Source organism: Pelagicoccus mobilis (assembly GCF_016595505.1).
GTDB lineage: Bacteria > Verrucomicrobiota > Verrucomicrobiia > Opitutales > Opitutaceae > Pelagicoccus > Pelagicoccus mobilis.
In genome coordinates this window covers 1-12356 of sequence record NZ_JAENIL010000028.1, presented here as the reverse complement: position 1 = coordinate 12356, position 12356 = coordinate 1, and the positions used below count along the sequence as shown (strand labels likewise).

The following is a 12356-nucleotide window of genomic DNA, read 5'->3' as shown; positions in this document are numbered from 1 at the left end:
GCGAGGACGGGGCGGGTAGGTGTCTTTATCCTAGGCAGTTTGCCGTCTGGTCGTTTACTCTTTTTTAGCGTTTCGCCGCTGCCTGGCGCCTCGCTTGCTCGTACCTCGACCCAAAATTGCCATGAGAATTTTCGCCTTCGCTAGAGCTGTTGTCCTTTTCGTATCGCTAAGTGTCTCTGGCTCTTGGGCGTTTGCCGATGCGGATTCTCAGTATCTGGGAGGGGCGATCAATACCTTGGACCATTTCATGCAGGCCGGTGCGAATGGGGACGCGAGTCGCGGTGCGATGCTTCTGGAGGCTTTCAAGATTAATGAGAGGCGAGCTGAGTACGATACGCAGCGTTTGTACAAGAAGCAGAAGGAGTTGCTTTCCTCTTACGTGTCTGTGGCGAGCGACCTTTATGGTTATGAGGTGCAAAAGGGATTTCGTGGGGCGAGCGTCGAGCTCGAGGGGGGGATCGAAACTCGGAAGGGGGTGACGGCGGAGTTCAAGGCTCGGGTCGTCTACCGCAACAAGGAGTGGCTGATCGTCAATCTTGAGATTGATTGAGCGATTACTGTTCAATCCGAGAAAGTAAGAGGCTTGTTAATTTGGGCGGCGTTGGAGCGAATCTTGAACGCTTCTGGATCTGCGCGCGTCCCTCGTAACAGTATTGTCGTGAGACCCAATACCGCCCCGAGCAGATCTTGGAGACGGTCCGCTGAACCGTTTCGGAGTATCCTAGGAAGATCGATTTCCGATCTTTGCGCGAGCCGGTATGCGACCTGCTAAATCCTCGTATTGCTTAATTCAAAACCTTCAGCGCATGGTCTCTCGCATCCTCCTCTTCTCGACAGTTTTGTCCGCTCTCCTTTCCCCCTTCGTTTCGGCTCGGTCCGACCTTGAGGGACAACAGTTTATGGCAGGGGCGATTACGTACGAGGGGGGCGTTCAGGACTCAGCTGCAGACGAGAGGGCTGACTTTGAGTCGCGGGCGTTTTTCGCGGCATTGGCCAATCTCGAATTCTACATGCGGGCGGGGATTGATCAAAACGTCAGTCGAGCCGCGCCTTTGCTGTCCTCATTTGTGATCAATAAGAAGCGGGCTCGGGACGATACGAAGCGCCTGTTTCGCGATTTTAGCGATGAGCTCGAAGGTTACGTTTCGATTTCCAACGACGTGTACGGCTATGAGTTTTCAGTGGATCGCTTTGGGCCGAGCTTGCAGTTCGAGGGCGGGATTCAGACGGTGGACGGAATGACGGCCGAATTTGAGGCTACGATGGTTTTCCGCGAAAACAGATGGCTGATTTGGAGCCTGGATATCGATTGAGAATTTGCGGCTTTTCTCATCGATTGGTGCCAATTGATTGAACTAGTGCAATCAGTGGGCGGGGCTGTGAGTTGACTCCTCTGCTCGCCCGATTTTGCCGATGTTTCGGCATGTATTGGATTTGTGAGTACCGACTAAACCCAACCTATCCTATGAAAAAATCGATTGCATTGATTACTGCCGTGTTCGCCTTTTTTGCCCAAGGTTTACTGGCTGGCCATCATGAAAAGGGGGAGAACCTCTTTCTCCAGACTATCTCCGGAAAACTAGACTTTGCCAATGGTCGCTTGCTCGAACTCGCTGACGAGTTCACTGAAGAAGGTTATGCTTGGCGTCCCTCAGAAGGCATCCGTTCGGTGAAGGATGCTGTTTTGCACGTGGCTGCCGGAAACTATTTCCTAGCGTCGAAGCTTGGCGCGGAGTTGCCGGAGGGGATTGTGCCGTTCCAGCTGGAGAAGACCATCGAGACGAAAGAGGAGGCGATCGCGACTTTGAAGGCTTCTTATGACTTTGCCCGCGAAGTCATGGTCAACCTTTCTGAGGAGGAGCTCCAGGAGAAGATCGATTTTTTCGGCAACGAGGTAAACAAGATGTGGATCGTGCTTCAGTGGTCGGACCACACGAACGAGCATCTCGGTCAGCTGATCGCGTACGCACGCTCTTCGGGTGTCGTCCCGCCTTGGAGTAAGCCTTAAGCTGTATCCGAAATTTAAATATAGAAAAGCTGGAGAGCCCTTGCGGACTCTCCAGTTTTTGTGTGCGGACGTTTAGGCTTCGAACTTGAAGCTGATTGCGATACGGGATTTGACGGACTTGCCTGCGACTTGAGCGGGCTTGAAACTCCATTTGCGGATCGCCTCCATCGCCGGCTTCTCGAGATCGCCGTGAGTCGACTTCGAGACTGTGGCACGTCTGACTTTGCCTTGCTCGTCGAGGATGACTTGTAGGCTGACGATTCCTTTGAATCCGGGCGAGCTGAGCTGTGGTGGCGTGACTGCGGTGCGGCTTCGTACGACGCTTGGCTTAACATCCCAGACGGAGTAGACATCGCTAAGATCCGGATTCGCATCGCTCCACGATTGGACGGCTGATACGCTGTTAGCATCTAGATCTGCGATTGAAGCGGTGACGAATTCGCCACTGCTGGTTTTGAAGGTGACTTCTCTCTCGTTCGCATGGTCGATTTGGCCTTCGATGACGCTTCCGTCGCTACGAATGAAGGATTCGGCTGCAAGTTGAGAAAGAGAAGTCAGGCATATTAGGATAGCCGCGAGTGCGGATCTCCTTGCTTGAGTTCCCATGGTAGACATCTTTTTAAGTTGTGCCGGGAGAGATTTCCGCGGCTGCAGCTAGATCGGATGTTGCGGTGGATCCTTAACGTGTAATGTGAAAATGGGCACATTATTTTGTGCCCAATTTTGATCAATTCCGCCCTTTCATGAAAAGGGCATGTTGAAGGTTGATTTTTGATGAATGGAATTCGTCGAACGTAAGGTGATTGCCCCTCTTGTAGGGTATCAGCAATATGGATATACGAATGCCTAGAGCGCTTTTCTTTTGAATTGGCGTATTCTTCCTAGGATCGGAAGGTAGGGCGGCCTCGCCGTAGGCCGCCGTGGAGCCTTGATCCTGCATTGCGGCTGACTGGGCCAGTCAGCCCTACCTCGCGCCTATTCATAAGAAAGATGCTCTAGAATTTTACCTCGACGCTTGAAGATACTCGCTTCGCTTTCTCGCGGGCGGCTTCCACTGTATCGGCTCGAGCGAGGGCTACTCCCATGCGGCGTCGCCCGTTTACCTCTGGCTTTCCAAAGAGGCGTAGCTGAGTGTCTGTTTCGGCGAGGGCGGCGTGAAGGTTGCTGAATGCGAGCTGCTTGGAGCTTCCTTCTGGCAGAATGACGGAGGACGCTGCCGGACCAAGCTGGCGAATGGATGGAATGGGGAGGCCGAGGATGGCGCGGGCGTGCAGGGCGAATTGGGAGAGGTCCTGAGAGGCCATGGTGACCATGCCGGTGTCGTGGGGGCGGGGTGAGACTTCGCTGAAGTAGACGAGATCGCCTTTTACGAAGAGTTCGACGCCGAAGATGCCGTAGCCGCCGAGGGCTTCGGTGACGGATTTGGCGATGTGCTGGGCATTCTCGAGAGCTTTGGGGCTCATGGCTTGAGGTTGCCAGGATTCGCGGTAGTCACCGTCTTCCTGGATGTGGCCGATCGGCTGGCAAAAGCTGGTGCCGTCGCAGTGGCGAACGGTGAGAAGGGTGATCTCGTAGTCGAAGTCGACGAATCCCTCTATAATGACTTTTCCCTTGCCGGCACGTCCGCCTTCTTGGGCGTAGTCCCAGGCCTTCTGGATGTCGGCCTCCGTTTTGATGACGCTCTGGCCTTTACCGGAGGAGCTCATGATCGGCTTGATCACGCAAGGCATGCCGATCTCTGCGACGGCAGATTGAAAGGTTTCGAAATCGCCGGCGAACTTGTAAGGTGAAGTGAGCAGGTTCAGTTCCTCGGCAGCGAGGCAACGGATGCCTTCGCGATTCATGGTGAGCTGAGTGGCTCGGGCGGTGGGGACTACTTTTACTAAACCTTCTTTTTCGAGGGCGGCGAGGGTGTCGGTCGCGATGGCTTCCACTTCAGGAACGACGAGGTCTGGCTTTTCCGCTTCGATGACTTTACGGAGAGCGTCGCCGTCCAGCATGCTGACAACGTGGGAGCGATCGGCTACCTGCATCGCTGGGGCGTTCTCGTAGGCGTCGAGGGCGATGACTTCGACTCCGTAGCGTTGGAGTTCGATAACGACTTCTTTGCCGAGTTCGCCTGATCCGCAGAGGAGCACTTTGGTTGCGGTTGAAGTGAATGGAGTGCCGATTTGAACCATCGAGCGAGTGAAGCGGAATGGGCGGATTGATCAACCTTTGAGAGAGATTCTTCTGCGGGTATTAGAAGTATTCTTGGGTGTGGCGGAGTAGACTTCTTGTTTCGTGGTTCGCGTTCGTCGCGGAAGCGGTTAGGTTATTGTTCGAATGAGTGCATTGAGAAGACTAGGAACTGTATTTTGTGCGGCTGCTTTTGCGCTAGCTGGCTGGGGAGCCGAGACCTCAGGGGACGTGTCGGGGTACCTGTTTTATGGTGGGGAGGTCAGCGCGAAGAAGGGTAAGGCGTACTATCCGGTTCTTCGTGTTGATAAGAAGGGGATTTATGTGGAGGGAGACTTCGGCGTGAAGAAAGTGAATCGGAGAGCTCCGGTGGCGCTTAGTCTGAAGCCGGTGTTTTCTGAGCGATATGTCGAGTTTCTGGACTTGGATTTTGATGTGATATCGTCGCGTGTGGCCCGTGAGGAGGCGGCGGCGCTTTCAGATATCGGGTTTGTGGGGACTCAGTCTGATATTCAAGCAGGGCAAGTGAAAGCTGGGATCATCGCTATGGAGGCTGCGGGGGTGAAGGGGCGTGACTTGGAGCGTGAGTACCAGAAGTTGGAGGCGATCGAGGCGGATAGCGTTGATATGCAGAGGCAAATTCACCGGGGGATCGAAGATGGAGATTTTGAGCATCAGCGTTTTGGCGATACGGTATATTTAAAAGGTGAATACCATGCTCATGCCGATGTGAAGGATGCGTATTTTGTTGTGGGGATTCGATCGACAATGGTGCATGCCGAAACAGGGCGTCCATTCGAGTTTTCCGATGCGCGTATGGGGTATCTTGGCGATCTGATGGAGGGCGAAGTGTCTCGGCTGAAGTTTCGGGCGGTTTTTCCGGAATTTGACATGAACAGCGTCAAATGGGAGCTGTATCTTTTTTCTGGAGACGGAGAGCCTATCGCTTCGAATCGAGCCAAAGGGGTACGGGCTTTGGGTGCCAAAGAGAGTGCGGCGATAAAAGATCGAATGGCTCTGGCAAAATAGCTCAATTTTTCTCTTCTGGAAGAACGTTAGCTTCGGGGCTGCGAGTTGACCTTGGCCACGTTGCGCCGCAAGCCATGCGAATGACCCCAAGACTCCTTTGCGTTCTCTTTCTGTTGGCTTGCCCCTTTTTCCAGGTTGCGAGTTCTGAGCAGAAGCAGCCGAATGTACTCTTTCTTTCAATTGATGATCTAAAGCCGTTACTCGGATGCTATGGAGCTGAGCAGATGGTGACTCCGCACATTGACGTGCTCGCTGAACGCGGGACGCTCTTCGAACGTCACTACGTGCAACAAGCGGTTTGCGCGCCTTCGCGAGTGAGCATGTTTACAGGACTTCGTCCTGATACGACGCGCGTTTGGGATCTGAAGACTTATTGCAAGGATGTCTGCCCTCAGGCGTTCACAATGCAGGAATTTTTCAAGAACGCAGGCTATACAACAGCAGGGGCTGGCAAGATTATGCACGGCTTTCGCAAGGATGATCCCCCATCGTGGAGTATGCCTTACGTTCCGTCAGAAGAACTTGAATACGCTGATGGACAAATGCCGGCTCTTTATTGCCAATATCAAGGAGAAGCGATTCACGATGCGTACGAAAAACTTCTGGCCGAGAAGATTAAAGCTTACGGAGCGAAACAGAAATTCATGAGTGCTCTCGGCGCTAAGCCGAGCACCGAGCGACTAGACCTGGCGGATGACGCTTATGCCGATGGTGCAATGGTTGAGTGGGGCATCGACATGCTGGAACGCTTCGCAGAGTCTGGGGAGTCGTTTTTTCTTACTCTAGGCTTCAGGAAACCGCACCTTCCTTTTGTCGCTCCAGAGAAGTATTGGAAAATGTATGATCGTGATTCGATTGATACGGCAGCGTTTACGAAAATGCCGAAAGGCGCTCCGAATTTTGGATACCAGCCGGGCTTTGAGATCGATGGCTATTCGGATATCGATGTGAAGACGCTCAACGATGACTTCGATAAACAATGCGAGTTGATTCACGGCTACTATGCTTGCGTATCTTATGTGGACGCGCTGGTTGGTGAGGTGATAACGACCCTGGACGAAACAGGACTGGCTGATAACACGGTGGTTGTGCTTTGGGGTGATCATGGGTGGCATTTGGGAGATCACAGTATCTGGTGTAAGCATGGGGTCTACGAACAAGCGACTCACTCACCGCTGATTGTGGTGGCTCCCGATGGAAAAGGGGGGCAGCGCGTCGTGACACCGGTTGAGTCTATCGATATCTTTCCGACTTTGTGCGAGTTGGCAGGACTCGATGTTCCGACCCAGTTGGAAGGAGTCAGTTTAGTTGAGGCGTTGGACGAACCGTCCACCGAGTTAAAGCCTTTTGCCTTGAGTCAGTTCAAGGACTGGAAAGGGAAGGACCTGATGGGATACGCCCAACGCACGGAACGGTACCGAATGATCACTTGGATTGATCGTAGCGTAAGCGAGAACGGAAAGTTTGACGCTTCATTGGTAGAGGCGATCGAACTGTACGATTACGAGGTGGATCCTCTGGAGACAGTTAACCTGGCGAAGAATCCGGAGTACGCCGAGATCATCACCGAGTTGTCGTCGCTCCTTGAAAAGCATTTTTCGGAGAGTTGAGTCACTCCTAGCAATTTCCTGAACTGTTAGATTTCGCCGCTTCGGCGTTGTCATGGTCGGTTTGACTCATGATGCTGAAAGCATGAAAATGCTTCCCCCATCGTTTCGGAATGTGAATGCGGCGATACTTTCGATTTTGATATCGATTGTAGCGGTAGGTTGTTCCAGCTCGCCAGAGCCTCTTCTGGAAATTGCTCCAGCACCCGGAGACCTTACCTCAGTCGAGGGGCTCGAGGAGTCATCGCTTTTTGACGTGTCTGTGAACGGTCGGGATACGTTTGTCTACCGTGGATTCCAGAAGGACTTCAATAAGTATGACTTTGGTAAGAAGGGTGGGCACTACGTGAACTTCGCCTTCGCGAATACGGCGGTGACGATTGACGTGAAGACGAGTCGTCCATTCGAAAGTTATTCAGTGAAGCCGACACAGGCGAAGGTAGAGCTGGTATCCGATACGGAACTACGAGTGACTCTTGATGATCCGAGTAAGTTCCTTGTAACGGCTGAGTTTGAGGACGGCGGCGAGAACTGGCTTGTAATCGCTGCGGACGGTCCGGAAGTGGACGCACCTAAAAAGGGGGATGAAGGTGTTCTCTATCTAGAAGCGGGAATACATGATTTTGGTCGCTCTTGGGATCCGTTCATTGATGGCATCGATACTGTTTATATGGAATTGGGTGCAGTCGTGGAAGCGACGCTCAAGGTTGTTGGGAAGGAAGGTTTGACGATCAAAGGGCGTGGTTTGTTCGCCCAAGGATTCCGTCCGCATGCGAAGGTGGAAGATCCTCTGCAGACGGAGTGGCTAGGCGACTGTATGGGGGCCTATTTCCGGGAGTGTAAGGATCTAACCTTCGAAGGGTTTGCGGTTATCAATTGCCCAAGCTACCAACTAGAAGTGGCCGACTGTGATAATGTCAGTATCCAAAATATTAAGGCGCTTGGATTTGGTTGGAATAATAACGATGGACTGCACCTTTACAGTCGAAACGTAACGGTTGAGAATTCGTTTATCGCTGGGAACGATGACCGCATTTGCGTAACAGGTCTTTTTGATAGCGAGGATCGAGTTATCAAAACGGTTGCGGATCAGAAACCTCGCATCAAGGGTTGCGATGTTGGTAATCTGACGATCCGTGACAACGTCTTCTGGGGCCAGCGGAACGGTGGCGATATCATGCTAACTTGGAACGGCAGCCATACGTGCGAGAATGTTCTGATCGAGAACTGCAAGAGCATTGGTTTTACTAACAAAGGTTTTTTGTCTGCGATGCACGGCGGATCTGTAGTGATCAAGAACGTGATGATTCGTGATATCGAAATCTACCATCACCGACTAACCAGCGTGCTCGTTCGCGACGCAAAGACCTGGGGTGACGGAGGTGGCGCCATTGATGGCCTCACGCTTGAGAATATCTCGATCCACGCAGAGCCGAAGGATGTTTCTCTGAAGCTCACTGGCTGGAGCGATGAAAGCCCGATCAAGAATGTGACGCTTCGCAACATCACAGCAAATGGTCAGAAGATCACGAGCTTCGACCAGACCAGTATCGAGACCAACGAATTCCTAAAAGACGTGGTTTGGGAGTAGATTCGCTTGTGGCCGCTGGGACAGCGGCCACTACCTGTCATTCTATTTGCTCTCGATACCGTTTATGTTAACGGCGGTGACTCGGTAGGAGTTGTCGCCGTTATTCGTATCTAGGAATTGGGTACCGTGGGCTTTACCGATGAGTTTGCCATCGTTGTAAATGTTGTAGTAGGCGACCCAACTGCCGGGCGTATCGTCTTTTGATGCGTTCCAGGTGAGGCGGGTGCCGCTAGACCCTTTGCTCGTTTTGAGGTTTGTTGGAGCGCTTGGGGGTGTGATGTCTGCTTCGGGCACCGGGCTCATCATGAGGTCCTCGATGACGACAGCGAGTTCTGCATCTGGGGCGAGTTTGTCGACGTATCCTTGGTTGCCGGTTTCGGTCTTCTCCCAGAGACAGGATCCGTCTGAGCCAAAGGTGATCCGGCCGTCGATGAATTCGACATAGTAGTCTCGTGCTCCTCTGGTGGCGTAGAGAAGTGCAAGCTGGTCGTTGCTGTGGCGATCGATTCGATTGAACTGTCCGCGAGATTCGAAGTGGTGTTCGTAGGAGCGGCGGATGACATTGTTCTTATCGAGCTCCTTGAGGCGTTGGCCGGTGCGCACGTCGCCTTGCTCGGCTTCGTTGAATTGGCCGTTTCCGTTCTCCCATCCAGAGGCGATGAAGGGAGCGGGGCAATTTTCAATGACATAGCGGGTGAGCTCGTTGCGTTGCTTATCGAGGCAGGCCCAGGTCCGGTCGTCGCGGCAGAGAAACTTGGAACCACCCCAATTGGCGCGATCATGACCTCGGTGATTGATGAAATTTCCTCCCATGCAGACGACTTGTGCTACTTTTTGGGATACGAGCTCGATTCCGTTGAGTGGACTGAACTCGTCGGGATCGGTTTTGAGGAGATACTCGATATTGTGTAGGGTTCCGATGACGATGATGGTTACGCTCTTGTCGGGGCTGCTAGCGAGGATTTCGCGGTAGAGTTTTTCAGCTGCCGGTGCGTCGGTATCGTTTTTGAGAACGCGTGGAAAATTGTAGGCGATATGGTGATCGTAGTTGCCTTCTGGTGACGACTTTTTCGGGTAGCCCTTAAAGTCTCCAACAGGAATGTGTCCTCGATTGTAATATTGGTTGATGGCGCTGATTGAGAGCGGCGCTTCGACGAAATCGACGGAATTCATCATGGCCACGATTTCGATCTCTCCGCTTGATGCCATGCCGTGCAGCATGGCCATGCACCCAGCGTCGTCCGGATCGAAGCATGGGTCTGTGTCTAGAATGACCTTCTTGGGAGTTGCGGATGCGAAACCTGCGAGAGTAAGGGCGATGCAGAGGGTAAGTGATTTCATGATCGAAGTCTATTGTAGGTAGGTCTGATTGAGAAGGTCGAGAAGCTTGGCGAGCTCTTGGTCGGAAAGGGGGCGTTCATAGATGAGGAGGCGTGCGATCTCGCCGTCGAACGACTCCCAGCCTGGATGGTTGGTAGCGTCACGTTCGGTGCCAATTGCTAGCTTGGAGGGGTTGGATTGGGGGTTGATGGGAAGCTCTCCGGTCGCGACGGGGTTGGGTTCGTTTACGAAGAGCTCGATCGTTGCGGTTTTCGCACCCGATGTCATGCGGCCGGCTATGATATAGTACTCGTTCGCTTTCAACTGAGGACCCAGGATGAGAGGGTTGTTCGAATCCCAACGCCCAAATGTGACTCCGTTTCGAGTGCCGCACCAGATTTCGTTTTCATCGGTGAAACCGGCCCAGAATCCCTCGTAGAGATCGCTGTTCTTGAGGTTTCCTATGAACACGTTCACATCCTCCAAACCGCCTTCCTGCTTGTACGGTGAGAGAATTGTGATCCAGGTGTATCCTTTTCCTTGTGTGAGTGAATCGAATACATCCTCTTCGAAGTTGATTAGCTCCTGTTCGCGAAACGCGATTGAGTTGTTACCTTTGAGGGCGTCGACGGAGAGCTTCAAAGTCGGGCGACCTGAACCTGGATTTTCTCTCCCTTCGTCTTGTTTGATGAGGGCTAGATCTGGTCTTTGGGGAACTTTGCTGACCCATTTGTATACCCTGTTTCCGTCTTCTACGCTTACGTAGTTGTTGGCGTTCAAATCGAGTAGTAGGGCGTCCTTAGGGATGTCGGATGCATGAATGCTCGTGATCGCGAGCATGGAGAAGAAGGCGAGGGTTGAGAGTTTAGCCATACTACAGTTCGAGGATCTCGATGTCTTTGTACCTGACGCGCATCTTATCGTTGTTGTGGATTTGCAAGGCGATGTGACCAGGGACGCAGGCGACTTGCTTCTCTTTGTGGTTCGCGTCGTCGAACCAGCCGGTCCCGTCGAAATCGGTTACAAGTGCATCGTTGATCCAAACTCGGAGTTGAAGTTCGTTAAACTCGATCAACATCTCGTTCCAGGCGGGTGCCCAGTTTGTGTGCTGATCTGTTTGCCCTTTCTTAAGCCATTTGTGCGAACCCGATGTTTCGTCGTAAATCGCTCCGTCCATTCCGCGTGAAGATATGTCTACTTGTGGCCCGTTCAGAAAGTGGCCCTCTTCGTTCCAAAGCCCGCGAAGGACAATGCCGCTATTGCAGGCGTTGTTTTCTTCGACTTGGTATTTCAGTCGTAGCTGGAAATTTCCGTATACGTCATTCGAATACAGCCAAATTTTTCCGTGATCGGTGTTGGTCGTTTCTCCGAGAACTGCTCCGTCTGAAACTGTCCATGCGTTTCGGTGAGCGTCGTCGGGGTGAGACTTTACAGTCCAGTTGCTTAAGTCAGTCCCGTCGAAGAGTGATACCCATTCCTTGGTTGTCTCTGGTGCGCATCCTAAGACGCAGCTTGAGAGGACCACGATCGTGGTCGGGACGAGATGTCGTGTTAACGTTTTGAGATTGGGGTGCATGAATCTGGATTTTGGGTCCTGAATTCATTGCAGTTTGTCGGTCCGTTGGACAGTTCGGATTCAGTCTCTCTGTTGAGTAGGTCGATTTGGAGAATCCCCACATGGCATTGGAGAAAGCCAGCCCCCTTCAGGCCAGAATTTGATAACATGTGCTCTTCTGGTTTTAGAATCGGTCTCTCAGAAATCTGTCGATCAGGGTGATACGTTTTGCGTCGTAGAAGGATGGGCCGCCGTGTTTGCCGTCGTAGATGATCTCGAGATGATGGGGGATGCTGTGTTCTTCGAGCTTTCCCTGGAGTTCGAGGGATTGGTTGACCGGCATTTGAGGGTCTTGGGCTCCGTGAATGAGGAGACAGGGTGGATCGCTTGGGTCGACGTGGAAAACGGGGCTTGCTAGTTTGGCGGTCTCGGGATCGTCGTTGGGTTGAGCTCCGAGGAAAAGATCAAGGGAGGGTACTCGGACCTTCAGTCCGTGTGGCGTCGATTGCTTGAGAATTGTGGTGAGGTTGCTAGCTCCGAAGAAGCTGACAGTGCATTGGACTGAGGAGCTCGTCTCGAGTCGGTCGCCGATCTCTCCTTCGAGCTTTGGGTGGTCGTTCGTGACTCCGACCAACGCAGCGAGATGACCGCCGGCGGAAGCTCCTGCAATGATGATTTTGCTGGCGTTGTAGGTGTAGCTCTCTTCGTTCGCGCGAAGGTAGCGGATGGCAGCTTTGATGTCGTGAATTTGAGCGGGGAATTTCGCTTGGGTTGAGAGACGGTAATCTACGCTCGCAATAGCCCATCCTTTTTCGAGTAGTGGTCTGATGGGTACGCTTTCTCGGCTGCCAGCTCGCCAAGCACCTCCGTGGACCCAAACTATGAGCCCGGGGGAGTCTTCGTTTTCTGGAAGGTAGAGGTCGAGGAAGAGGGGTGTGTTGTCGACCTTGGCGAACTCGAGCGTTGTGGGTTTGGCGGCCAAGAGGGGGAGGAGGAAGAGGATGAGAGTGGTGACAAGGGAACGCATACTTGCGAGTCGTAGCGCGGTGCTTTAGCCCGCGTATTTGG

Annotated in this window: 12 protein-coding genes; 6 read left to right on the top strand and 6 right to left on the bottom strand. The window is 52.8% G+C overall.

The window, feature by feature from the left end:
* Nucleotides 1–121: 121 nt before the first annotated feature.
* The 3 genes from JIN87_RS15350 (at nt 122) to JIN87_RS15340 (ending at nt 2008) form a co-directional block, all read left to right on the top strand.
* A complete protein-coding gene (locus JIN87_RS15350) occupies nt 122–550 on the top strand; it encodes a hypothetical protein (protein WP_200356468.1) in 429 nt (142 codons plus the stop codon).
* A 256-nt stretch (nt 551–806) separates the two neighbouring features.
* Nucleotides 807–1313, top strand: coding sequence for a hypothetical protein (locus JIN87_RS15345; RefSeq protein WP_200356467.1), 507 nt, complete (start codon nt 807–809; stop codon nt 1311–1313).
* A 152-nt stretch (nt 1314–1465) separates the two neighbouring features.
* Complete coding sequence (locus JIN87_RS15340; RefSeq protein WP_200356466.1) at nt 1466–2008, top strand: DinB family protein; 543 nt, start codon at nt 1466–1468, stop codon at nt 2006–2008.
* Between the two features lie 72 nt (nt 2009–2080).
* Here JIN87_RS15340 and JIN87_RS15335 read toward each other — a convergent pair whose 3' ends face one another.
* Nucleotides 2081–2614 (bottom strand): energy transducer TonB, encoded by a 534-nt coding sequence (locus tag JIN87_RS15335; protein WP_200356465.1) that lies wholly within the window; start codon nt 2612–2614, stop codon nt 2081–2083.
* A gap of 389 nt (nt 2615–3003) precedes the next feature.
* On the bottom strand, nt 3004–4188 hold the full coding sequence (gene purT / locus JIN87_RS15330) for a formate-dependent phosphoribosylglycinamide formyltransferase (RefSeq protein ID WP_200356464.1): 1185 nt from the start codon (nt 4186–4188) through the stop codon (nt 3004–3006).
* 145 nt (nt 4189–4333) lie between these two features.
* Here purT and JIN87_RS15325 point away from each other — a divergent pair, with 145 nt between their 5' ends.
* The 3 genes from JIN87_RS15325 to JIN87_RS15315 all read left to right on the top strand — a co-directional run bounded on the left by JIN87_RS15325 (nt 4334) and on the right by JIN87_RS15315 (nt 8413).
* Nucleotides 4334–5215 carry a hypothetical protein gene (locus JIN87_RS15325; RefSeq protein ID WP_200356463.1) on the top strand — a complete coding sequence of 294 codons (882 nt, stop codon included), beginning with the start codon at nt 4334–4336 and terminating at the stop codon, nt 5213–5215.
* A gap of 80 nt (nt 5216–5295) precedes the next feature.
* A complete protein-coding gene (locus JIN87_RS15320; protein WP_200356462.1) occupies nt 5296–6825 on the top strand; it encodes a sulfatase in 1530 nt (509 codons plus the stop codon).
* 82 nt (nt 6826–6907) lie between these two features.
* Nucleotides 6908–8413: a glycosyl hydrolase family 28 protein gene (locus JIN87_RS15315; RefSeq protein ID WP_200356461.1), complete on the top strand. Its 1506-nt coding sequence runs from the start codon at nt 6908–6910 to the stop codon at nt 8411–8413.
* Between the two features lie 42 nt (nt 8414–8455).
* On the opposite strand, the gene JIN87_RS15310 is transcribed toward JIN87_RS15315, so the two are convergent.
* From JIN87_RS15310 to JIN87_RS15295, 4 genes are all read right to left on the bottom strand, one after another.
* Complete coding sequence (locus tag JIN87_RS15310) at nt 8456–9754, bottom strand: nucleoside hydrolase (protein ID WP_200356460.1); 1299 nt, start codon at nt 9752–9754, stop codon at nt 8456–8458.
* Between the two features lie 9 nt (nt 9755–9763).
* A complete protein-coding gene (locus JIN87_RS15305; RefSeq protein ID WP_200356459.1) occupies nt 9764–10606 on the bottom strand; it encodes a LamG domain-containing protein in 843 nt (280 codons plus the stop codon).
* A gap of 1 nt (nt 10607) precedes the next feature.
* Nucleotides 10608–11309 carry a 3-keto-disaccharide hydrolase gene (locus tag JIN87_RS15300; protein ID WP_200356458.1) on the bottom strand — a complete coding sequence of 234 codons (702 nt, stop codon included), beginning with the start codon at nt 11307–11309 and terminating at the stop codon, nt 10608–10610.
* A gap of 163 nt (nt 11310–11472) precedes the next feature.
* Nucleotides 11473–12315, bottom strand: a complete 843-nt coding sequence (locus JIN87_RS15295; protein ID WP_200356457.1) for an alpha/beta hydrolase — start codon at nt 12313–12315, stop codon at nt 11473–11475.
* Nucleotides 12316–12356 lie beyond the last annotated feature (41 nt).

Bases quoted from the DNA above. Each gene is read 5' to 3' on its own strand.
- JIN87_RS15350 (WP_200356468.1), top strand. From the start codon at position 122: ATGAGAATTTTCGCCTTCGCTAGAGCTGTTGTCCTTTTCGTATCGCTA.
- JIN87_RS15345 (WP_200356467.1), top strand. From the start codon at position 807: ATGGTCTCTCGCATCCTCCTCTTCTCGACAGTTTTGTCCGCTCTCCTT.
- JIN87_RS15340 (WP_200356466.1), top strand. From the start codon at position 1,466: ATGAAAAAATCGATTGCATTGATTACTGCCGTGTTCGCCTTTTTTGCC.
- JIN87_RS15335 (WP_200356465.1), bottom strand. From the start codon at position 2,614: ATGGGAACTCAAGCAAGGAGATCCGCACTCGCGGCTATCCTAATATGC.
- purT (WP_200356464.1), bottom strand. From the start codon at position 4,188: ATGGTTCAAATCGGCACTCCATTCACTTCAACCGCAACCAAAGTGCTC.
- JIN87_RS15325 (WP_200356463.1), top strand. From the start codon at position 4,334: ATGAGTGCATTGAGAAGACTAGGAACTGTATTTTGTGCGGCTGCTTTT.
- JIN87_RS15320 (WP_200356462.1), top strand. From the start codon at position 5,296: ATGACCCCAAGACTCCTTTGCGTTCTCTTTCTGTTGGCTTGCCCCTTT.
- JIN87_RS15315 (WP_200356461.1), top strand. From the start codon at position 6,908: ATGAAAATGCTTCCCCCATCGTTTCGGAATGTGAATGCGGCGATACTT.
- JIN87_RS15310 (WP_200356460.1), bottom strand. From the start codon at position 9,754: ATGAAATCACTTACCCTCTGCATCGCCCTTACTCTCGCAGGTTTCGCA.
- JIN87_RS15305 (WP_200356459.1), bottom strand. From the start codon at position 10,606: ATGGCTAAACTCTCAACCCTCGCCTTCTTCTCCATGCTCGCGATCACG.
- JIN87_RS15300 (WP_200356458.1), bottom strand. From the start codon at position 11,309: ATGCACCCCAATCTCAAAACGTTAACACGACATCTCGTCCCGACCACG.
- JIN87_RS15295 (WP_200356457.1), bottom strand. From the start codon at position 12,315: ATGCGTTCCCTTGTCACCACTCTCATCCTCTTCCTCCTCCCCCTCTTG.